This is a genomic window from Parabacteroides sp. AF48-14, assembly GCF_003477465.1.
In the GTDB taxonomy this organism is placed as follows: Bacteria; Bacteroidota; Bacteroidia; order Bacteroidales; family Tannerellaceae; genus Parabacteroides; species Parabacteroides acidifaciens.
Genome location: NZ_QUDI01000019.1, coordinates 60,385 through 85,048, shown reverse-complemented (window position 1 = coordinate 85,048; position 24,664 = coordinate 60,385). Strand labels below are relative to the sequence as shown.

The window sequence follows — 24,664 nt, the reverse complement described above, 5'->3', positions numbered from 1 at the left end:
AAAACAAATAACAATAGAATGGAAAAAGTAAAGAAATCACTGGTAAAGAAAGAGTATCTTATCCCTTTTATATTAGTCACTTCACTGTTTTTCTTATGGGGTTTCGCACACGCCATATTGGATGTACTGAACAAACATTTCCAGGAAGCGCTTATCATGACAAAAGCCCACTCCGCCTTGATCCAGGCAACGATGTACACCGGCTATTTTACGATGGCGATCCCTGCCGGACTTTTTATCAATAAATACGGATACCGCCAGGGAGTCGTGTTCGGACTGATCCTTTACGGTATCGGTTCGTTGCTCTTCATCCCGAGCGAGCAATTGATGTCGTTCAACTTCTTCCTCTTTTCCCTCTTTGTGATTGGTTGCGGGTTGACTTTCCTCGAAACGGCAGCCAATCCCTACGTGACGGAATTGGGCGATCGTGAAACGGCTGCCAGCCGTTTGAACCTGGCACAGTCTTTTAACGGCCTGGGGTGTATCTGTGCTCCGGTGATCGGCGGTATGTTGCTGTTCTCCGGCAATGGGGAGGCTAATATCGCGTTGCCCTATACCGTGATGGGTGTTGTCGTGCTGACTGTGGCTCTTGTCTTTTTCCGTATCCGCTTGCCGGAGATCAGCCATGACGATTGCGAAGAAACGGCAGTCGAAGCGAAAGCCGGGTTAGGCGGATTATGGAAGCACCGTTGTTTTACGTGGGGAGTCATGGCTTTGTTCTGCTACGAAATTGCGGAGATATCCATTAATAGCTTCTTTATTAATTATGTGACGGATGATGGCTGGATGGATGCACACGATGCTGCGATTGTCCTCTCTTTCGGCGGATTGGGGTTGTTTATGGTCGGACGTGTCATCGGTAGCTGGATTATGAGTTATATCCGGGCGGAGAAAGTGTTGTTCGTTTGTGCCATCTTTACCGTCCTGGGTGCTCTGTTGATTACGCTGGATTTGGGTGTCCTCTCGAAAGGAGCTTTGTTTGCCTGCTATGTATTCGAAGCCATCATGTTCCCCACCATCTTTGCTATCTCGCTGAAAGGCCTGGGCGATTACACGAAACGGGCCTCTTCCTTCCTGATGATGTCACCGATAGGAGGGGCAGTCGGTCCCCTGCTAATGGGCTATGTGGCGGATGTTTCGACAATGGCTCTTTCCTTTATTGTCCCGTTGTTCGGATATGCGGTCGTGCTGATCTATTCTTATATGGTGATGGCGAAGAAGATACGGTGAGTAAATTCGTCATTCATAACTCATAATTCATAACTCTTTCCTATCTTTGTGAAGCCTGTTCACTAACGGACGGGCAACGGCCTTATGAATACAGCAACCAGAAAGATGCCGATCGGCATACAGAGCTTTGAGGATATACGGAGAGGTGAATATATATATGTAGACAAGACAGCTCTTATGTATCAACTTGTCACACGTGGAAAGCCCTATTTCCTGAGCCGTCCCCGCCGTTTCGGCAAAAGTCTGCTTATTTCTACCCTTGAAGCCTACTTCCTCGGTAAGAAAGAACTGTTCAAAGGACTCGCTATCGAGCAGCTCGAACAGGATTGGATTACCTATCCGGTGCTGCATCTCGATCTGAACGCCCGGAAATATGAAAAGGCAGAAGATCTGATAGCAATGTTAAACCAGCACCTTGAGATATGGGAAACTACCTATGGATATGAAAAACAGGATAGAAGTCCGGAAGAACGTTTCGCCGGCATCATCCGCCGTGCCAACGAACAGACAGGGCGCCAGGTAGTCGTCCTTATAGATGAGTATGACAAGCCGCTGTTGCAGGTTTTCAGTAACGAAGCGCTGCTCGCCAATTACCGTGCTACCCTGAAAGCATTCTACGGTGTGTTGAAAAGCGCCGACCCGTATCTGAAGTTTGTATTCCTCACCGGTGTAACCAAGTTTGCGCACGTCAGCATATTCAGCGACCTCAACCAGCTGAAGGACATCAGCATGTTCCCTGATTATGCAAGCCTGTGCGGAATCACCTTGGAAGAACTCAAACAAAACTTCCGCCCGGAGATAGAAGCTGTAGCCGGGGAAAACGAATATACCTACGAGCAAACGCTCGACAGACTGGCACAGAAGTACGACGGTTACCATTTTAGGGAAAACACCCCCGGAATGTTTAACCCCTTCAGCCTGCTGAATGCACTGGACAGCCGCAAATTAGACAACTTCTGGTTCCAGACCGGTACGCCGACTTTCCTTGTCGAGCTGCTGAAAAAGAGCGAATTTGATATGCGCCAGTTGATCGACGGCATAGAGACGGAAGCGTCCGCCTTTACGGAATATCGCTTGGAGGCCAACAACCCCGTGCCGCTTATCTACCAGAGCGGTTATCTCACCATAAAAGGCTACAACCGTGAGTTCGAACTCTACAAATTGCAGTTCCCGAATGAAGAAGTGCGCTACGGTTTTCTCAGTTTCATCGCTCCGTTCTACTCTTCCATCACCGATAGCGACAAAGGGTTCTACATTGGCAAGTTTGTCCGGGAGCTTCGGGCAGGCGACGTGGATGCTTTCCTAACCCGCCTGCGCGCCTTCTTCGCTGACTTCCCTTATGAACTGAATGCGCGGACCGAACGACATTACCAGGTGGTTTTTTATCTGGTGTTCAAGCTGATGGGGCAGTTCTGTGACGCCGAAGTGCGCAGTGCCCGAGCCGTGCCGATGCAGTGGTCAAGACGAAAGACTACGTCTACGTCTTCGAGTTCAAGCTCGATGGTTCCACTGACGAAGCACTGGCGCAGATCGACAGCAAAGGCTACCTCATCCCCTATACCGCCGACGAACGGCAACTGGTCAAAGTCGGTGTATCTTTTGATGCCGGCGAACGGAACGTCGGGGAATGGAAGGTTGTTGGATTATAATACAATAACCATCTGTTTCGGCTGTTTTTCTATTTCGTCTGAAATCTTGATCGATTTTGAATTGACTTTTTTCATGGTTTTAACCGGCTCGGATGACAACAGAGAAAATGAGGTGCCGAGCTCATCCCCAAAAGCGTGCAATTTGATTATCGAAAACCGGAAACACCGGCAAAGTGATAAAGCTTAACTCCCGGAGAATCGAATATTTGCGAACGAAGACGGACGGCGTTCCAAATATCCCAAGGAATTTATGAGGGCTTGTTGCCGTGAGGTGCGCAGAAAATTGCCTTGAAGTAACGCTTCATCGCTCTGAAGGTTGACTTCGTGCTATATGAAGTCCGACTTCAGGGCAACAAAGTTCCGGATCAGAGCGATAAAGTCCCTCTTCGCGGAAGTGAGGTCCCGGATCATAGGGAAAAGCCCCTTTTTGACAGCTGAAAAGTAGATTAACATTTGTTTGAATTAGGGCCTCTTTGGGGATTTGAAAAACACGTTTTATACAATAAGCTGCGGCAAATATTCTTACAACTGACAAATAATCCTATTCCTTTGTTTGTTGTATATTCGTTTTATATAAATAAAAAGACTATGACAACAAACAGAACAAAAAGGCGCCCTTCGGAAGTATATCTGTTCCGCACGATCGATACCCTGATCTTCCGCCGGCGAAGTGCGGGGAGGGATGCCACCGCCGATCTGTACCGGGCTGCCGGTAACTGGTTTAGAAAATTCAGAAATGGCCGCGATCTCTGCCTGTTAGGAATGACTCCTTCCCTTGTGGATGCTTTATCGCTTTCCTGCAGACCGGGAAAAAGCTGAAGGTAAACTCCGTGAACAGCTATCTTTGCGCACTCCGGGCGATGTACAACATCATCATTCGAGAATTGGGATACATCCCCCGTGTCCATCCTTTCGCGCATGTCACGATCCATCCGGAGAGGTCCGCTAAACGTGCCGTCGACCTGAAAGTATTTGAACAGATTTCTGCCCTGGACTTGAAGGAAGAACCCAGCTTGCAGTTTGCCGCCGATCTGTGCACCTTCTCGTTTTTAGCTTGCGGGATGCCGTTTGTCGACCTGGCGCATCTCACACATGCCAATATCGAGGGAAACACGCTTGTCTATAACCGGACGAAGACCGGTTCGCCTATCCGGATCGGTCTAACCCAGGGAATGCGTTGTTTGCTGGATAAGTATGCATCCCCATCGAGTCCATACCTTTTCCCTGTTTTCCCACCGGAAGGTCCTGTCTCTTATGAACACTATAAGAAGCTCCTACATAAATATAATGTAGCGTTGAAGAAGCTCGGTGCCCGCCTGCGACTACCGGCTCTTTTCACCTCGTATGTCGTCCGGCACTCATGGGCAACCATCGCTTATCGGAAATATACGCCGATAGCCCTGATCAGTCAAGCCTTAGGGCACACATCGGAGCGGACAACACGGCATTATCTCGCCCAACTGGACCAGTCGGAATTGAGTAAAGCAAATCTCTTGGTAATAGGAACGGTGGACAATCTTGTGAGGTTACGGGCGTGACCTTAATTCTGATTTAAGGCAAGGTGTTAGGATTAGAGATAATTTGATAAACAAGGGTTATCTTCAATCTTGTTGAGGGCAAAGATATGAATCTTTTCTTTAAAAAAAACATTTATCCACTTTATTTTAAGTGGGAGGGGGATTTTATGTGATATTTTAATCTATTCGATGTTTTTCAACACAAGTAGGAGTGTGAAAAACTTGGACAACCGGTATCGGCCATCCTAAAAAAAGCATTCGCTTTTTATATCCGGCCTCAGCCGATGAGCGTTAAGCGGAGTAACCGCAGTGAGCGCCCGGAGCATCTGCTGTTTGAGCGAAGCGAGTTTCAGATGCGACAGCGAACGAAGGAAACGGAGTAGCGAGGCGGGTGAAGCCTTGATTTTGGTTTCTTTTGGATCAAGCCAAAAGAAATAATCCGAACTTAAATCAGAATTAAGGGTAAAAAACGAATGTATTGGTAATTTCCGTCTCACCAACGGACAACTTAAATTTGGAATATTATGGCTACTGACAAGACTATCTTATCTGTAGATTTGTACGACAACGTATTATTAAATGCCGCTGCTATCCTCTATTGCAAAAGCGTTTTCGACAGTAGATGCCCCGGAGTACTCTAATCTCTGGGGTATAGTTCCTTCAACCAATGGAATACGGTCATCCCAGTCAACTGAGGACCCTATCCAATGAATAAATATCAAGAACTTTTTCAATATTAATAACTCACTTTTAAAATCAAGAGCTTATGAAGCGAAAATTACACTTTTTGCTTGCTGTCGGTATAGGGCTGACGACGAGCGTAGGTTGGCTGCATGCGGCAGACACTCATCATGTTTTCAATGTTCCTGCCGGAGATGTCATGGCATTGAGGGATTCGATCGCAAAAGCCGCTGAGGGCGATACGGTCAAATTGCCTCCTGCAGATTACAACTTGACTTCCCCATTGGTGATTAATAAACCCATAGTTATAGTAGGTACTATTCCTGACGGCCGTGGTTTGGAAACGAAAATAATAGCAGTTAAAAATGACGATTGGCCTAAAAATGCGGAGGGCGAGATTATTAGTAGTTCTGCTAATCTAGTTACGATTTCAGGCGGAGCATCCGGGAAAACAGTAACATTGAAGAATCTGTGTGTTATGGGATCTATGGCATCTGGAATCAATGTCCAGTCTGCTATGAAGACGGTACTGTATGAAGTTGCTTCAATAGATAATGCACATGCCGGTTTATTGGTCCATTCAACTGTTGAGGCTACAAATTTTCAAACCGATCGGAACGTTTGGGGGGGTGTTAATGTAGATAAAGGTACGCCTGAATATTCACTAAGTTTCACATTCAAAAATTCAACTATTGGAGAGCCGTACAAGATCTGGACAGAACAGACAACAGCGGAAAATATCGTTACTGTACCTGATGGTGAGAGATGGAAGACATACACGATAAAAGGTTCTGATAAAGAAAAGACAAAGATGTACTGGGTACACTCGGATCTGGATATGGAATACGTCGAACAATTCCCTCGTAACACAAATCTGAAAGCAGGTTATACATTTGTTTATGCAAAGGGAGCTCCTATTACTATCCAACAAAGTTCCAATGAGGGATTTATATCCATTAATAATAAAGATGGTAACTCGCTGCTTGAATTACCAGAGAAGTGTAATCCTGTTATCTTCGGTGGCTCTAAAGAAGCATTAGAAGGAAACACGAGTATCACGATGAAAAGTGGTCGGGTTTATGCGTTGATAGGTGGTGGATATAATGCTAATGTGAAGGATGTTTCTTTGACAGTGAATGGCGGAAACATCACACAGTATTTAGTTGGTGGCGGATTTGGACCGAATGATGCATCTACAAGTGCTAAATATGCAGATGCTGCAGCTGTAACAATGAATGTTGAAGGAGCTAGTGTTAGTTATCTGATTTCAGGAGGTATGGAGTTCTCTAAAGTGACATCGACGAATGTTACACTAAATAATGCAACTGTGGGTTATGCTCTTGGTGGCGGTTTTGCTCCATCAAGTTTAGGCCAAAATGAAAATACGGTTTCTACAGACTATTTTAATAGTATAGGTACTTCTGTTTTTACAATGACAGGCGGAGTTGTGAATAAGGCTGTCTGTGCAGGCGGTGGTTATAGTTATTCTGCTATGGGCACTGCTACGGCAACCTATAATAATGTTATTTTTAACGGAGGCTTGTATGGTGCTGGCTGGAGAGGTTATACTGGAACTTCAACGGTTAATGCTAACGGATGTACATTTAATAGTAGAGCCGGTGATTATAGAACGATTGCTGCCATGGTTCGTGGAAAAGCAGAGAATATATCACTGACATTTGATGACAAGTGTACATTCGATTCCCAATATGAATGCTATCTTGGTACAGATCGGGATAGTGAACAAAAGAATCCTATTCCTACATCTGACAATATAACAATTACGTTTAAGGGCACTAGTACTCCGATTGTCAAAGTGAGTGATGGTATGCAGAATGTTACAGTGACTGGTGCAAAGGTAAATGTGGCTCCATTCCTTTGGAAGGCCAGTACTCCTAACGATTTGGTTAAAGACTTTACGATTCCTTCCGGTAAAACCTGGACCTTCAACGACGGTCTCTCAATGGAAAGCGGTGTGAAGCTGACAAAGAACGGTACATTGAAGTATGGTAAATCATTTGATACCAATGTTGCAACTGCTGATGAATTAAAAGCAGCTGTTGCTCTTGGAGCAGATGTTATTAAGTTGGCAGATGCAACGTATGATCTTAATTCTACGGTATTAGAGATAAATAAGAGTATGACCATACAGGGAGCAGATCCTGCAAAATGTATTATGGAAGGTGCGATGGCCATCAAGCCTGCTTCTAATACTGAAAAAACAATTGTTGCCATAAATGGAGTTAAATTTGACTACACTCCGTCAGCTGCGGTAGCAAATACAAAATGTACTCCTGTAATTGAGGTTCATAATGGAAATGTAGATTTGCAGGTGAATAACTGTCTGGTAGATAATAATACAGCAGGTACAGGTGGTCGTACTGCTGCAGACTTTAAGTACTTGTATAATGTTTTTCAGATGGATTCATTGGCATCCGGTTCCATGATAATAGAGAATTGTGTTGTCAATTTGAATGCAAATAGCCAGATCGCAGTTTTGACCGAAGCTGAAAAGAGTACAGTTCTTCTTAAAGATACGAAGATACAAACATCTAAAAATGCAGATGGTACACCTAAAGGAGATAGTAATATAGGAATTTTCCCTCATAATAATGGCGTGACTGTTACGATGGATAACTCTACTATTGAATTGAAGAACCATTACGGTATTTATTTGTGGTCAGGGGATAATAGTGGAAAGGATGAGAAACTGATTGAGGATCTAAAAGTATATCTTACAAATAAATCTGCTATCTCTGCTTATGGTGCTATTCGTGTGAGATACACCAAAAATACTTATGTCTCTATTGCTGGCGGGAGTACCTTAACGGGGACTACCTTTAATGCAAAAGGTGGATCAAATGACTTTGGAACATTAGTTATGCAGGGAAATATCGGCGCAGTAGTAGACATTGAAGATTCTAATGTTGGAACTGTATTTGGAAAAGAAAATGCAGCTCCTATGACTCCATTCCTATTTAATAACTATTATGGATTGGAGAAAGGTACGATTATAAACTTAAAGGGAGCCACTGTAGTACAAACACAGAGTAATGAAAAGGCTCCATATATGGTAAAATATAGTGAGTATCCAGATCCGGATACATTGAAGAGCTATGTGAAAGTAGCGGAGGCTGCTCCTGTAAAATTCCTGGATGAAGCAGGAAATGATTGTCTTATCATCAAAGATTATCTGGATAAATCTTTCAGGAATGCAGCTGTTTCTATCGCAAGCGCTGTCGCTTTTGGAGAAACTTACGTTTATAATGGTACAACTTACTATGATTTCTATCCGGTTGCTCAGTCCGGTGATGTTGTTTTAGCTAAAGATACGACAATAGCAAAAGTCCTTCTATCCTTAAACAATGCTAAAATGTTGTTTTTTGAGAATACAGGAAATGCCTCTGATTGGGAAGCTTATACGATTCCAGATAGTCTTATCTTTGACTGTAAAGACGGTTATTTGGTAACAGGTAAAAATGCAGCTGACTTATTTGCAAATAGTGTCACTAATAAAGCCGTTTTCTATCTGAAACAAACAGCAACAGAGTTTACTGCTATCGCTGCTGGTAACAATCACGTACAAATCAAAGCTAACGATAACGTAGCATGGAACGTAGCCTCTAATGCGAACCGCTCTGTTGAAATCGCTGCCGGTGCTACATTGACAATTAATGTGGCTATGCCTCTGGATACAGTCTTTATGGCAGAAAGTGCACAACTGGTTGCTAATGCAGCTGTAACTGCTAATGCCGTTCAGTTGACTTATGGTACAACGAAGGTTTGGAAGGCATTCGGATTCCCGTTTGCGATTGGTTCTGTTAAGAATGTAGCAGGTGATAAAGAGATCAAGACTACAGCTTCTGCCAAAGACGGTGTTTGGACAGCTGGTATTGACGACAAGGAACCGAAATTTACCGTAACGGGTGAGAACGCTACCCCTGCGGCAGCATGTATCATAGCCTCCGAAAAGGATAGTTCGATTGTCGTTACTTCAACAGGTTCTACTCTTTCTTTGGCAACAAAAGCTGAACCGAATGCACCGGTAGTAACAAAGGCAAATGACGTCAACTTCAAGATCTATTCCAATCCCAACCTGTCCGATATGACGCTGACACAGACCGCTTATGTCTTGAGTGAGGACGGAAAGACGTTTGATCGTATGGTTAATCCGACAATCAAGGCATTCCAGAGCTTCGTATTGGCAGATGAGGCAACGACAAACACACTGCGTTCGTTGCGCATTGGCGATACGCCGACTGGCAATGAAATCGTTCCGGTGGAAGGTTACTTTGTGGAAACAGGACATGGAACGATCACGATCCATACGGCAGAACCTACGCAGGTTATCGTTGTCGATATGTTGGGACGTGTTCACTACAATGCCCGCGTAAACGATGGCGAACAGATCGCTGTTCCTGCCGGTATCTACGCTGTAAACAGACAGAAAGTAATAGTTAAGTAACAATTAAAACGATAGTAAATATGAAAAATATAAAATCCGTTATATCCCTCGCCCTCCTCGCAGTGGCCCCGACGATATACGCACAAAATATAGATACAAAAGCTGCGCCCGACGTCCCGACGTTCTCGGTGACGCTGAATGTGACAAATAATGGGGGAGGACTCGACTCTGTATTCGTAAAGAAGACTATTGAAACAGAGAAAGACAGTCTTATCCTCTCCGGCACTAATTCATTGAAGCTGACTTATGGTGCAACACCTTCTTTCCGCCTGAAAGCAAACAGCCAGTATATGCTGGAAAGCTTTACGGTGAACGGAACAAAGGTTGAAAGTATGAATGAACAGTTTAATGTTCTTTATAAAGATGTCAACTCTTACACATATGCCACTCCTGCGGAAGGTTTGAAAGAAAAGACCGATATCGTGATTAAATGGGTCGAGAAGCCGGAAGTTAAATTGGAGATTACTGGTACGGAGCAAATCGTAAATGCAAGCACTGCGGCTACAATTACTGTAAAAGCTGATGGACAAGAACAGCAGTTTTTGAAATACTATTCTGATGTTGCTTGTACAAAAGAAGCTGACGGAGAAGCCAGAAAGAAAGCCGGTACTTTCTACATCCCGGTGAAAATTCCAGAAACAGCAGCAAAGAAAGCTGTAGACAGAGTGATCACCATGGTTGTTAATAATAAGACTGCATTGGCTGTAGGCACTGCTCCCAAATGCGAAACTATCCTGATGCAAGGCCAGCCGCTTTCTGCCGCTGTTATCACTGGCGGTAAGGTGACGGTTGATCGTCAAACAGACCATGTTATCAAAGGAACTTGGTCTTGGGCAGATCCGAATGCGTTGGTAGAGGCTGGTGCAGCTTCCTCAAAGACGTATGCCGCCATCTTCACCCCTGATTCCGCAGCTGTCTATAATACAGTAACAGCTGAAATCGGTGTAGGTGCTAAACCAGTTAAGATAGTAACTGTCAATCAGACGGCTGGCGGTGTTGTCGCTATCACGAATGCATCGGCTGATAATAAATATATTGGAACAAACGTATCTACAAATCCAACGATCACAGTAACAGCTACTCCGGATGCCGGATATCAGTTCTCTAAATGGGCTTGGGCAGGTACTAGTACGCCGAGTGACAGCGAATCGGAAAGTAAGGTTACTGCAACAGACAAGGAAATTACTGCTAATACCGTTGTTTCCGCCGTGTTTGAAAAGGCAACTCGTAAGATTACAATTACTTCTCCTACGGGAAGTGACGGCAATAGTTTGAAAGTCCTGAACGGAACTCAGGAAGTAGCAACCGATACAGATGTCCCAGTCGGTACGACTCTGACAATCGTTGCGACTCCGGGCGAAGGACAGGAAGTTGAAAAGGTGGAATATACACTGAAAAAGGCAAGTCAAGATACACAATCTGATGATCTTGTAACCGAAGCCACCAGCTTTATCGTAAGCGGTGCTGCCGGAAATACTTACACGATTGCCGCTACCTTCAAAACAATAGAGCCTAATCAATACCTCGTATCCGTTGACAATATGACAAACGGCGCCTTGAAATTGAAACAGGGAGAAACAGCTATTGCTCCGAACTCATCTGTAGAAAAGGATTCGTATGTCTCTATCATCGCATTGCCGAACAAAGGTTATAAGTTGGCTACATTGAAAGCCAATGGCGTGAATATCAAAGATGCTTCCGGTCTGACCGTAACAAAGGAAACTACGATTGCCGCTACATTTGAGAAAGAAACATATCCGGTTTCAGTCGTTACCCCGGAAGGAGTAAGCATCAATGTACAATCCGGTAGTAAAGCGTTTGAAACCTCTTTAGGCGCTGTAACCGTTACGGAAACAGATCCCGACAACTACCGTCTGATCAACCTGCTGGTCAACAATAAACCTGTTGCCAACGGTAGTGAAGTGATCGTAAACGGTCCGACGAACATCTCTGCACAAGTGAAGAAGTTGGCGCCTCTCTCTATCCTGAACGATGACAAGACAACAGTTACCTATAGCGGAAAAGCACAGGAATATGCTGTTAAGACAACTGCCAACCTGGGTGGTTTCTCCGTTAAATATCTGTTGAATGGTACAAAAGATACGATCCCGACAGGCGTAGGTACTTATACTGTCGTAATCACTCGTCCTGCCGACGATGTCTATGCTGCTACAAAAGTTAACCGTACGCTGGTGATCGAACCGGGCGTTCCGGGTATCAAAATGATACCGTTTGCGGAGGCTGCAACAGGTAGTGAAATTGCTAGTACTGCTACAGTTGCCGGTATATGGACAAAAACGAAACCGACAAAGGCTGTTAACGGCTTGAGAGCAGCTGATGATGATTTGCAGACTGTGTACTTTATTCCGACGGATAATAACCTTATGACAGTTACTGCTGTAACTCCTAAAGACCAGACTACAGCTAATAGCTTGGCTGCTTCTGTTAAGCTCCCGACTGTTTCAAACGGCTCTATCGTTCTGATGAACGGTGATATCGCTGTTGCTGCCGGACAATCAGTTTATAAAGGTCAGGAATTGACGATCAAATTGATTCCGGATGCTGGATTTATGATTGGCGGAACATTGACCGGGACTGGTCTTACTTTTGCGAACGATGTATACACGCTTACACTGGCAGGAGATCATGAGATTAATGTTACTACAGGAGAGTTGTTTAAACAGAAGACTCCAATCACTGCTCCTAATGGTTTTGAAGCCTTAAACAGTATAGAGAAGTTTTATGCTGTCTCTCCGATTGAATTGAATGTCACTGATCTGACACTTCCAGACGACTTCCCCACAGACAAATGGATCATTTTTTACAAGCTAAATGACAATGTCGTGACACCGACAAATGTGGTCCAAGGTAATGGATATGATATCTATGTTAGTCGTGATGAAGATGATAAATATCAGGCTTTCAAAGCTGCTAAGATCGGAAAGCTGACAGTTAAGCCAGCTGTAATTACTAAAGAATGCGTGACTGTACCGACTGCAACAGCTATCACAAAGGGAGAGACATTACTTGCTTCCAGCCTGACGGGTGGTAGTGTTTTGGTAAATGGTATCTCGGTCTCTGGAACTTTTGCATGGGCTTCAGTTAATGAGCTAATTAATCAAGCCGGTGATAAGCCGATTACCTTTACCCCGACAGATAATTTAAATTATAGTACAACTTCGATTCAGGAAAAACTTTATTCTTATGTCTCCCTGAAAGATGCTTCTTCCTATGTGATGACCTTGAAGAAAGTGAATGACGGTGCAATCACGATCACGGATGCCGCCGGTACGACAATCGACCAGAATGCTCCTTCAATCAAGATCGCTGCCGGTATGAAACTGTTTATTAAGACAGCTGCAACCGGAACGAAGATCGATAAGATCGTAGTTGTCCCGGAAACAACAGTGAGAACAGAAACAACCGGAGACAAACAAGTCTGGTCGTTTGAGGCACCAAGCCAAGACTTTGCCGTAACCGTTACATTCACGAAGGAAAGTACCAGCGAAGGTGGTGACACCCCCGAAGAAGGCGTAGCCGTTACCGGTATCTCCCTTAACAAGACAACGCTTACGTTGCCGCGTCTGAAATCAGAGAAGCTGGTAGCTACTGTTACTCCGACAGGTGCAACCAAGAAGGATGTGAAGTGGACCAGTACGAATCCTGAGATTGCTACGGTGGATGCCGACGGAACTGTGAAAGCAGTGAAATACGGACAGGCTACGATCATCGCAACAACTGTGGACGGTGGTTTCACTGCCATGTGCCAGGTGAATGTGGACTTTGCGACGGCTATCGAAAAGATACTTTCCGAAAGCCTGGTTTACAGCCGCAACGGACAGATCATTATCGAACCGGCTGCTCCGGTAGAAATATCGATCATCAACCTCGGTGGACAAGTTATCTATAACAACTCCATCAGCAGCACAATACAGGTACCTGCCAATAATGGCGTTTACATTGTTCGTATGGCTGCTGCCGGTAAAGCAACGACAACGAAAGTTATTGTGAGGTAGTAAAGATCCCTATATCAAACTATGCGCTCCTCTGAATGAGGAAACCGTTTGATTAATAAGAAAGGGGGGAACCGTGAGGTTCTCCCCTTTTTGCTGAATTGCCGGATAGTAACGATAATTTATTATCCTTTCCTCACAATCTCCCAAACCTCCTCTTCCGTCCCGTCGAAAGGGCCGGAGGCTTCCAGCTTGATTGTGCACATGGCGGCGGCGAAGCAACCGGCTTCTTTGTAGGAGGCGCCTTTGCCCCGCATATAGAGGTAGCCGACCATGTAGGTGTCGCCGCATCCGGTGGCGTCTACTACTTCCGTAGGCGGGTAGGCGGGAATCTCATGAAACTCGCCGTCGGCATAGATGACAGAACCCATGCTTCCTAATGTCAGCAGCACTTCTTTTACGCCCCAGTCGGCAAGCATCAGGGCCGCCTTCCGCGGGTCTTTGCATCCGGTAAGGACTTCCGTCTCGTGTTCGTTGGCTTTCAGGATATGGATATACTTCAGGGCTTCCTGCTTTTCGGGCCAGTCGACAGCGAAAACCTTTTCACCGCGAACCTCACGCAGATAACCCTGGGCGTCGACCGACAAGATGCCTTTGGTCGACAGGTATTTCACCACCTCGAGCGAGAAGTCGTCAGCCAGGAGGCTGCCTAAATGGTAGATACGGGCGTTTACGTCCTGCAGCCCTTCCACCGTAAACGGATCGGCTTTCGCCAGTACCCGCTGTGTCCGGTTGTCCTGGTTTTCGCCATATGTGTTTTCGAAATAAACGGAATGGGCGCTTGGCAATACTTTCACTTCGATACCTTTACTGCGGATATCATCGACGGCAGCCATCTCGCTTTCGGCAAGGGCTGTCACCAGTTGAAAGTTGGAGGCGTCTAAGTGGCTGATTGCATGTGCGAAATAAAAAGAAGTTCCTCCCGGCATATGTATGGTGCGTTTCGGGGTTACAATCTTATCCAAAGTGATGTGCCCGATGCAACAAAGATCATGTATGTTCATATTACTTATTTAATCAGGCTGCAAAAGTAGGAAAAAAACAATTATACGTGGTATAATATACTCTTATAACTCAATCTCTTTGGAAAAAGGCGTTGTTTTATTCAGGACCCCTTTATCCGTATTAATCAGATTAGTCCATTTGTCATAGTCGAATTTCATATCCTTTTTAAGGATGGCGGTCAACTCCTGATTAGCGAAAAACCTGAAATCCGAATGTACATCTTTCAGATACTCTATTAAGGTTTGAACACCTTTGTTAGAACCGCACCGTCCCAAGGCTGCTGCAATCGATAATTCCAGAAGTCCCCCGTACAGTCGCCATCTGGTATGATTGTAATCGGATGTCTGGTAACCAATGATATTAGTATCCGTAGCCAATTTCTCAAGCCCTGGTATAAAGAGAGGATCAGGCATACGTTCAATATAGAAACAGAGATTCAAAATGCGATTATAATACGGGATTAATAGCAAATCGATTCTGTTCTTGTTATAAGTATCGCTTGCCTTGACTTTTTCTCCTCCGGAGTGGGTTTTACATAGAATCAGGTTTATAATCCGGTTGGAATCTGAATTTCCACACATACCGAGCAGTGCGATATCTTGGTTGATTTTCCAATACAGGTTATCTGCTTGATATTTCTCGAAATACTGTTGCGGATGTCCTGTCTGAGCCTCATCGGCAAACAGCTGTTCCAATTCGGAAATAATCAATCCGGCTCCTTCCGCATCTTTGAACCAGGCTAATGCTTTAGCTATTAAAATCGATTTGTCTTTCTTGTATGCTTTTCTCAGAAGAGGAAGGATATCCTGTTTGGCTTTCCGGCAGCATTTAAATAAGTATTCGTTATCTCCTTCAATTAGTTTGTTTACGATATCCTGTGCTGAGAGTTTTTCCTGTGGATGGTTAGGCAATAAAAGTCCGTTTTGCAGCCATTCTTTTTGTAATTGGGAAACAGAAAAATCTCTTGGACGTTTCTGTCGGCTGATAATTGAAGCTGCAATAATACCTGTCGCATATCCAAGTAAATAAACATCGGCGGACATACGCGTAAATTGTAGTGCGTTATGTGTCTGGCTGATACCTCTTCCGGAAAGCAAAAGGCCGTCGATTGTTTTGGGAACAATTGCACGGTAAGGAATATTTACCGTGATTTGGTTGGAATGAGGTAACAGGAATGCACAACGTGAATATTCGGAATGACCAAAATGATGGGGGTCGAAATCGCTGTGTGCATTAATGATCGTATCTTTGAACCATGTCTTCTCCAATGCGTCGATCAGGTTTAACTTGTATTTGCCTTCCGGTCTTCTGGACTCGCGGACTGTCAGCATAGGATAAAAGTCGTAGAAGAATGATTCATAATGAGATAGATACAAACCTCGCTGCAACTCTGTTATCTTTGTGTTGTCGATAATATCGTAGTCTTTGTTGATCGTTTGCATAGGTGCATTTTTACTTTTGAAGGGGAGATCCCATTGGCTGTAGTTCTGGGTTGTATACATTCTTGTATTCCCAATTTCAAAATTTTCTCCTGCGAAATAGGCGATATCTCCATCTCCGGTTGCATCTATCGTAAGTTTTACCTGTATCCATTTTAATTCTCCGTCGACACAGATAGCGACTTTTTCCAATCTTTTCCCGTTGGTCTGGGCTCCACAGATAATAGCTCCGTTAATCATACTATAGTCATATCGGTTTAAAGAACGGACACTATGGAAACACCTGCAGATGCAGTTGAGAGCGATGTTGTAGTCTTTGGCTGTTTGTCGTATCCCTTTTTCCAATGCCAGAATATAGGAATGCTTGTTTTGCCCTAAATAATAACCGGTCACACCTCCCATAGTCTTACTTCCCCCTAAGTCATTAAAATATTCGACAATAAGAGGTTTTGCCCCTTTTTCTGCAGCTGATAGGGCAGCTGCTATTCCGGCAGTCCCTCCTCCGGCAATCAATAGGGATTTATTGACTACGGGCAGTTGCATACCCTCTATTGAGTAAGCTGTCAAAGAGAGTGTATGCCCGTATTCGTTTACAGTTTGGTTCGTAGAAGTGTTGAATGGCTTGTTTTTTCCTCCTGCATAATAAACAGTGTCCATAGTTCTCCGGATGTCTTGCTTTTTGTATCTGCTGATGCTGTTCTGGGCACTTTGGATCAGTTCGAGTATGGAATTATAGCTGTGTTCTGTCGGGCGGTTTTCGATACAAATATAGTCTTTGAGGGTGATATCCGGAAGTTTGTAATTGTCCAGATAATAGGAACATTCCTGTGCATAATAGCGTAACTTGGCATTGGCCAGACCTTTTGCCAACAAAGGGAAGTCCTTGCTGATCTGTGTTGCAATAAGCCTTGCTTTTTGTTCGATTGCACTGAGATTATCTGTCTCAACAGGGAAATTGAATGATAAGAAATACTGGTCTTGGGATTTCTTACCATGATGGATTTCGAGCCTGTTATCTGAAAGGCCATAAGAAGAACTAAGAGTCAAGTATTTGTCATTTAAATATTCTGCGTCTTGTACTTCCATCACGAATCCAGCTTTATCAGGTTTATATGGTTGTCCGAATAAGTGTCGTGTGAATGAGTTGTTGTCCGATGTATCGATGAACCCCATAGTAGGGATGGAATAAACCCCTTGTTTGCAAGCGACGATTATTCCTGAAACCTGTCTCTTCTGATTGGAAATGATACCGCAAACGTCGGTCATTAGTAATAGGTCGATATTATTGGCGAGGAGGGAGCGGAGTAATCCCTTTTTCAAGCTCCCTGCAAACAAAAGTGTCTCGTCTCCGATAGAACTGTTGTAAGGTGCGCTAAGTTGGGTATTAAATATCTCTTTCTTTTCCCCTTCCGGGAAGAATAATTGGGCCAGGGTATCCGGCCATTTTTCGTATCCGGCAGTATTTAGCCATAATTTTCTCTTGGCTGCGATATCATAGCCCGGTGAAGTTCTTTTATCGATGACCAATACTTTCATCCCTTGCCTGGATGCTTCGATTGCTGCAAAGCAACCGGAAAGTCCGGCTCCATTTATGATCAGGTCATAGTCGCTTTGTTCCGTCACATGTTGGAATGACTGCGATATTTCTTCCATAGCTTGTGTGTACGAGAAATGATTATTGATTAACACGCCTCCTAATGCTGCTATGTTGATGTGGATGAAGTCTCTTCTTTTCATATTGTTTTAAAATTAATTGTTCGTATTTAAATCAGCCATGAAATACAAATGTCTGTATTTCATGGCTGTTCTTAATTAGTAATTGGGGTTTTGTTTCAGATTTTTGTTAATATCCAATTCTTTTTGAGGAATCGGGAATAGATAGTCTCTATCAGGATTGAATGTTCTGTTATCGAAAGAACGTAATGCTTCAGCATACGCATCATATTGAGGCATGCCGTTTTGGTCGAATGTCGGGATATAGTTAGGCAGGTAATCCCTTACAGGTCTTCCATACAATTTCCCGTTCATTACAGATTCTGCAATTTTCCACCTTCTGATATCAAAGAAGCGCAAACCTTCCATTGCAAATTCTACTTTTCTTTCCTGACGAATCAACTTTCGGATATTTTCCTGTGTATCCGGTTTGATAGCCGGCATTTGTGCCCTTTCCCGAACTAAGTTTAAGGCTTCGTATCCAAGATTATCCATTCTCCCTAATTCATTGATCGCTTCCGCATACATTAATAAAATTTCCGCGTAACGGATCAGGATGATATTCAGCTCGCTTTTCAGCCTGAAAGTTTGTTCTTCATCCGTGTATTTTCTCCAGCAATATCCGGAGAATGTAGCATAGGGATTTGTTACGTCCTGATTGTTTCTGCGTACCGCAGGAGTTACATTGTAATCCCAGCATTCCAAACTGTCAGGATGTGTTTCGAACTGGTAGCCCTGGAATGTACTGCCAGGTACGACAACGGTTGCTTCCAGCCGTAAATCCCGGTTTTTGAATGGAGTGGCTGCATTGTAAAGACTTGATTCGTTAATAGGCAAACCGTCTGTACAGTAATAAGAATCGACAAGTGATTGTGCAGGAACTTTGTTGGAATATCCGGAAGCCATACGTGAGAATAGGTTACCAGGAACACCGTGAGTCTGTTGGTTTACGCGCGAATATTGCACGAAGAAAATAACTTCCTTGCTTTGCTTATTCTGCTTATTGAAAAGGTTATTGTAGTTGGGATCCAGAGAATAGATACCCGATTCTATTATACGTTTACTGGCATCGGCTGCAATATCCCATTTCTTGGAAAATAAGGCTTCCCTGGCTTTTACGGAAAGCGCACATCCTTGAGTTACCCTGCCAATATCATCGCCTGTATATTGTATCGGCAATAGCTTGGCCGTTTCCTCCAGCTCATTTAAAATGAACTCGGTAACTTGGTCTCTGTCGGTTTGGGCCGGTTTATCAGTGATAGATTGAGGCTCGGTCAACAAAGGTATATTGCCAAAGAAGTTAACCAATAAATGATAGTGGTAAGCTCTGAAAAAACGAGCCTCACCTTCTATTCTCGTATATATCTTAGGATCTGTGATAGACTGTGCTTTGTGCATATTGGCTAAAAGCATATTGCATTGGTTGATCACAGTATAACAGTTGAACCATATTTTATTAAAAGTTTCATTTGTCGGTACATGCAATCCTTCACCTAACAATTGTAGGTCACTACCTTGATCGCGGTCCCAGCCGATATCGGAGGCACAATCCAAAACAAGGTTCAAAGGAGAGGCTGCTTGTTGGAAATACATACTCTTAAAATAAATGCCGTTAACAGCCATCGTTAGTTCGCTTTCCGTACTGTAGAAGGTCGCATCCGAAGGTTTATCCAATGGATACTTCTCCAAAAAGTCTGAACATGAAATACATCCGAAAGTAAATGCGCTGATTATAAGTTTTATATATTTATTCATGGTGATTAGTTTTTAGAATTTTACATTAAGCCCGAATGAATAGACTTTCATCATAGGATAGAAATCGCCTCTGCCAATAGGAGCTTCAGGGTCGAATCCATCATAAAAGCTTGTAATGGTAAAGAGGTTCTGTGCACTGAAGAATACGCGGCAATAATCCAAGAATACCTTTTTAACAAACCGGTTGGGTACCGTATATCCTACCTGGAGATTTTTTAATCGGAGATAAGATGCATCCCTGATCCAATACGAAGATACTTGTTCATTGTTCGGGTAATTGAATGTAAGTCGTGGATAAGATGCATTCCGATTTTCTTCCGTCCAGTGATCCTTATGCCATTCTTGTGCCGTACCTCCCATATAGAATGCCAATACTCCTTGTTGGTCGATGTACCCGTCTGCTTTGCCTACTCCTTGCAACAGAAAAGACAGATCTACATTTTTATACTTTCCGTAAAAGTCGATACCATATGTGTAATGTGGCATATAGTCTCCCATTATCACCCGGTCGTCAGCATTGATGATCCCGTCTGCCTTATCCATAATACCGTCACCATCTGAATCAATTGTCAGTTGGTCTTTATATTTGATATCTCCAGGTGCCAATATTGTTCCAAATTGGGAAGCATGGTCTTTTATTTCATCTGCATTTTGGAATAGTCCCTCTGCCTCTAATCCATAGAGTGAAGTTATAGGATAACCTTCTTTGTGGATTGTCCGGTCGTAAATGTAAGGCCCTGTTTCTGCCAGATCTGTTATTTCGTTATGGACATCCGACAGATTAACACCGATCCCATATTCGAAATCGCCGATTCTATCATTATATCTGAGTGTAATGTCCCATCCTTTGTTTCTTACTTTTCCGGCATTTTGATAAGCCGGATTTAACCCGGAAGTTCCAGGTATCGGTAATTTAAGAAGAATATCGGATGTGTTTTTAACATAATATTCCGCTGTGACCGATAGTTTGGAAAAAAGGGTCGCGTCGAATCCGATGTTCGTCATTGCTGTTGATTCCCATGTGATGTTGGGATTGGCTGCGTCTGTGACCGCCCCGCCCGGTGCTGAAACTGCACCGTTGAAAACATAATCCATCCCCAATGAAACGGACGATACAAATGGATAGTTCCCGATGTCCTGATTCCCTAATTTTCCCCACGAGGCTCTTATTTTCAGGTTATTGACCCATTCGATATCTTTCATGAAGGATTCTTCGGATATTCTCCAACCAGCGGAAAAAGAAGGGAATACACCATATTTTAATCCGGGAGCGAAACGAGAAGATCCATCGTAGCGGATATTGGCTTCGAGAAGATATTTTTGATTGTAGTTATAGTTTATGCGGCCGAATACGGAGCGTAGGGCCCAATCGCTGGCAGAACCTGTTGCAGCTTGGTTTGCCGGTGAGCCGGCATTTAGCACTTCGTAGTTCTCCAATAAATATTGATCCCTGAACCCGTTTAGCCAATCTCCCCGGAAGTCTATTTGTTCGAATCCCGCCAATAATGATAGGTTATGAGCATTGAATGATTTGTCATAAGTTACCAAAGCTTTCAGATTATTGGTGACATTCTTGCTGTACTTTTCAGTCATATTTGCCCTATATGGAGTCGGATTGTATAAATCTCCGCTTGGATAGTATAAGTTAACCGTTTTTCCGAACTTCTTGTAGTGGATGAAATTCCATTTAGGAGCATATTGGAAACTTAGGTTTAAACCATCTACAGGCTGGTAATTGACTTTGAAGTTGATGTTGGCGGAATAATTTTTTTCATGTGTCATCCCTCCATCGTTCTCTTGCGCCCAGGTGTTCGTACCATCCCATCCGATTCCCCAGGAACCATCTTCATTTTTACCTTGCAGGTTATTCGGATAACGGTTGAGGAAATACCAGGGCATACCGGCAGAAGGAGTAGCATTGTTATCCGTCATAAAGTAAATATCAAAATTAGCGGAGAGTCTTTTATGCAGGTTTATATCGGAATTCAATCGTAGGTTTACACGTTCATAATTCGTGTTGATTGTTATACCGTCCTGATTCAGATAAGAAAGAGATCCTAAGATACTTACTTTTTCACCACCTCCGTTGATACTGACATGGTGGTTATGCTGCAAGGCTTTCTCTTTCAGCATGACTTTCCTCCAATCAGTTTCAGGATAGAGGTCCGATGGTGAATTTTTACGGTATTCATCGATATATTCTTGTGTAAAAGGTTCTACTTTTCCCACATTCCGGTTTGCTTCGTTTATCATCACCATATGGTCATATCCTGAAACGTTTTGCGGCATGGATGTTGGGGATTGCCACCCGATGTAGTTGTCATAGTTGACTTTAAACGAACTCTTTTCTGCACGGTTTGTCGTTATCAGGATAACTCCGTTTGCAGCTCTCGATCCGTAGATTGCAGCCGATGCCGCATCTTTCAAAACTGATATGCTTTCGATGTCACTCGGATCTACCGAATTGATATCCGATTCGATACCGTCGACCAAAATCAGAGGATTGGCAGAACTTAATGTGCCGATACCGCGTATGCGGATGGTCCCGTTATCTTTACCCGGCTGTCCTGATGTTTGTTGGACTGTAACACCCGATGACATCCCTTGTAAAGCCATTGAGGTTTGTCCAACGGGCTTTTTCGCCAGGTCTGATCCTGTGATATTTTCAACAGACCCCGTCAGGTTGATTTTCTTTTGGACACCATATCCGACAACAACTACTTCTTCCAGATTTTGTGTGTCTTCTGCCATCTTTATCTTTAAGACGGATTGATTGCCCGTATGGATTTCTTGGGATAAATAGCCGATGTAAGATATAACAAGAGTTGTTCCTTCCGGTATTTCAAGAGAAAAGTTACCGTCTACGTCTGTAATGATGCCGTTGGTTGTCCCTTTTTGTACTACATTGGCACCGATGATCGGTTCACCTCTGTTGTCAGTGATGGTTCCGCTTACTTTTTTCAGCTTATCCTTTTGTGTCTGGATAAGTTTGATGGCAATCGTATTTCCTGTTCGGGTATATTCCATTCCTTTACCGGGAAGGATGCGATCCAGTAATCTTTCGACCGGTTCGTCCTGGATATTGATGGTAATATCTTTTTTGTGGTCGAGATTCTTTTCGATGTAAGAAAACCTGACATCGGACTGTTTTTCGATGCTTGTTAATAACTCTTTGAGTGAAACATTCTTAACAGAAATGCTGATTTGAGAGTTTTGCGCGTAAATTTCTGTCGGACAAACTAAAAAAATAGAGATAAGTAGCAGCTGTATAAATCTGAAAATAGTATCTTTACACACTAAACTGCGTTGGATAATTTGATAGTACATAGATTTAAATAATTTTTTGTTGATACTTAAAGCCTAACGTGGTGGTTTGGCTTTTGTGTTTAAAGTATTGACTTGCCGGAGATCTGCATGGGTTCTCCGGCTTTTTTTAAGAAGAATTCATAATGCCTGTTCTTTTAGAATGATTATTTAGTGAATTTAAGAGAGATCTCGTTCCTTGATTTTTGATATTCGAATGCATAATGTTGTTGCAGGTTTTTCAAAACCTGGATGATGTCGTTCTCGTGATAGCTTCCCGTAAATAGCTCTTCCGGATATTTTCCATCTGCAGTTATATTGACGCCATAGAATATCTCCAATTGCCCGATTATTTCTTTGAACGGTTGATTTTTGAAAATCAGATCTCCCCGCTTCCAGGCTGTTTCGACTCTCAGGTCCGTACCCATTACGTTTATTTCTCCCGTTTCATGGTTGTAGCGGGCTTTTTGGTTTGGGGAAAGATGCACTTGTTTTTCCGGGTTTTTATAGGGGGTAACTTCTATGCAGCCTTCGACTAAGGAGGCTTCGAACCATGAATCGTCTGGATAAGCATATAAGTTGAAAGTCGTTCCTAATACCTTTATTTGGATTTCTTCAGTTTTTACAATAAAAGGGGCATCTGCATCATGTTTTACTTCAAAATAGGCTTCTCCGGTTAACTGGACGGTTCTTTCATTCAGTGAAAAAGAAGCCGGATAGGATAAGGTGGATTTTGCATTGAGATAAACTTTTGTCCCGTCGGGGAGGGTAACCGATGCACGTTCTCCCTTTTCGGCAGATATCGTGTACATTTGTGCGATCGCTGTTTGTATATTTATCTTGTCTGTATAGAGATAACCGGTTAAAGCGATAAGTAATAAAAATATTGCGGCAGCAGCGATTCTACCCAAATATCCCAATAAGCTTATCTTTTTTTGCGGTTGAATGATCTCTTTCATGTTTTTCGAGATAGTATCGAACGCTTCGATATTTCTTTCTCCGGAAACATGGCAGGTATCCCACAGTTGGGATAGATTTTGTTCTAAAGAACGGTCATCCATATTTTGGATAAGTGCTTTCAACCGTACAACTTCCTCACTTGTGAGTTGTCCGTATATATATTTTTTGAATAATGTCTTGATCTCCTCTTGAACCATAGTAATAGATTGTTTATAGGAAATACGATAGAAAGACGGAAATCTACTTAATGGTTTCGTGTGTTGTAAAACATATCTTTATTGAGATATTTATGAATGTAAAAAGAACATGAAAAACAGAGTGTAGAAAGCAGACATTTCTTTTCTGAGAATGCTTAATGCCTGATGAAGGTAGTTATAAACGGACTGTTCGGATATTTGTAATCTGTTGGCAACTTCTGTGGCGGATAGTCCTTGTTCTTTTGTCAGTTCAAATATCTGAACCTGCCTGGGAGACAGTTTTTCTTTTGCTTTAGCCAAAGATTGATTGAATGCCTCGAAATCGAAGCTATCCTGTTCGTTGAGGGATAATTGTTCATCGGAGCAATGAATCAGGTAATCTTCAAAAATAGGATTGTTGAACTGCTTTTTCAGTTGGTCCTTCAATTGGTTTTGTGCCATTTTAAACAACCAGGCTTTAAAAGATAAGTTCATATCTATTTTTTGCCGGTTGATCCATACTTTTATAAAGGCTTCCTGCACCAATTCCCTGGTTTGCTCATGCGAACGGGTGAGTCCGAAGATAAAGCCATATAACAAGTCAAAATATTGTTCATATAAAGAATTGAACGCTTTGTAAGATCCTTCTTTTAGCTGTCTTAAAATTTCCGGATGTTGATTCATGCTGGTGGATATGAATGTATAATCGATGTACAAATGTACATAAAACAAATAGAAATGCTTAAAAATAGTCTGTT

Annotated in this window: 11 protein-coding genes and 1 pseudogene; 6 read left to right on the top strand and 6 right to left on the bottom strand. The window is 43.1% G+C overall.

Translation table 11 applies throughout. The features are described 5' to 3' along the window. Window positions 1–18 precede the first annotated feature (18 nt). The 6 genes and pseudogenes from DW083_RS10660 (at window position 19) to DW083_RS10635 (ending at window position 13,558) form a co-directional block, all read left to right on the top strand. Window positions 19–1,230: a sugar MFS transporter gene (locus DW083_RS10660; protein ID WP_122332358.1), complete on the top strand. Its 1,212-nt coding sequence runs from the start codon at window positions 19–21 to the stop codon at window positions 1,228–1,230. Window positions 1,231–1,314: 84 nt separating this feature from the next. Then, window positions 1,315–2,879 (top strand): annotated as a pseudogene (locus DW083_RS10655) (ATP-binding protein). A 588-nt stretch (window positions 2,880–3,467) separates the two neighbouring features. Beyond that, window positions 3,468–3,698: a hypothetical protein gene (locus tag DW083_RS22000; RefSeq protein ID WP_147382127.1), complete on the top strand. Its 231-nt coding sequence runs from the start codon at window positions 3,468–3,470 to the stop codon at window positions 3,696–3,698. A gap of 11 nt (window positions 3,699–3,709) precedes the next feature. Beyond that, the gene (locus DW083_RS10645; protein WP_147382126.1) at window positions 3,710–4,417 is read left to right on the top strand and encodes a site-specific integrase; all 708 of its coding nucleotides are present in this window, start codon (window positions 3,710–3,712) and stop codon (window positions 4,415–4,417) included. 745 nt (window positions 4,418–5,162) lie between these two features. Further along, a complete protein-coding gene (locus DW083_RS10640; RefSeq protein ID WP_122332355.1) occupies window positions 5,163–9,542 on the top strand; it encodes a DUF6383 domain-containing protein in 4,380 nt (1,459 codons plus the stop codon). Window positions 9,543–9,562: 20 nt separating this feature from the next. Beyond that, window positions 9,563–13,558 (top strand): Ig-like domain-containing protein, encoded by a 3,996-nt coding sequence (locus DW083_RS10635; protein ID WP_122332354.1) that lies wholly within the window; start codon window positions 9,563–9,565, stop codon window positions 13,556–13,558. Window positions 13,559–13,680: 122 nt separating this feature from the next. On the opposite strand, the gene DW083_RS10630 is transcribed toward DW083_RS10635, so the two are convergent. The 6 genes from DW083_RS10630 to DW083_RS10605 form a co-directional block, all read right to left on the bottom strand. After that, the gene (locus DW083_RS10630) at window positions 13,681–14,559 is read right to left on the bottom strand and encodes a PfkB family carbohydrate kinase (protein WP_122332353.1); all 879 of its coding nucleotides are present in this window, start codon (window positions 14,557–14,559) and stop codon (window positions 13,681–13,683) included. A gap of 63 nt (window positions 14,560–14,622) precedes the next feature. Continuing rightward, window positions 14,623–17,736: an FAD-dependent oxidoreductase gene (locus tag DW083_RS10625; protein ID WP_122332352.1), complete on the bottom strand. Its 3,114-nt coding sequence runs from the start codon at window positions 17,734–17,736 to the stop codon at window positions 14,623–14,625. Between the two features lie 75 nt (window positions 17,737–17,811). After that, entirely contained in the window at window positions 17,812–19,467 is a 1,656-nt protein-coding gene (locus tag DW083_RS10620) for a RagB/SusD family nutrient uptake outer membrane protein (RefSeq protein ID WP_122332351.1), read from the bottom strand. A gap of 12 nt (window positions 19,468–19,479) precedes the next feature. Further along, window positions 19,480–22,794 carry a TonB-dependent receptor gene (locus DW083_RS10615; RefSeq protein ID WP_122332350.1) on the bottom strand — a complete coding sequence of 1,105 codons (3,315 nt, stop codon included), beginning with the start codon at window positions 22,792–22,794 and terminating at the stop codon, window positions 19,480–19,482. A 143-nt stretch (window positions 22,795–22,937) separates the two neighbouring features. Next, complete coding sequence (locus DW083_RS10610; RefSeq protein WP_122332349.1) at window positions 22,938–23,927, bottom strand: FecR family protein; 990 nt, start codon at window positions 23,925–23,927, stop codon at window positions 22,938–22,940. Between the two features lie 90 nt (window positions 23,928–24,017). Then, window positions 24,018–24,590: an RNA polymerase sigma factor gene (locus DW083_RS10605; protein ID WP_122332368.1), complete on the bottom strand. Its 573-nt coding sequence runs from the start codon at window positions 24,588–24,590 to the stop codon at window positions 24,018–24,020. Between the last annotated feature and the right edge of the window lie 74 nt (window positions 24,591–24,664).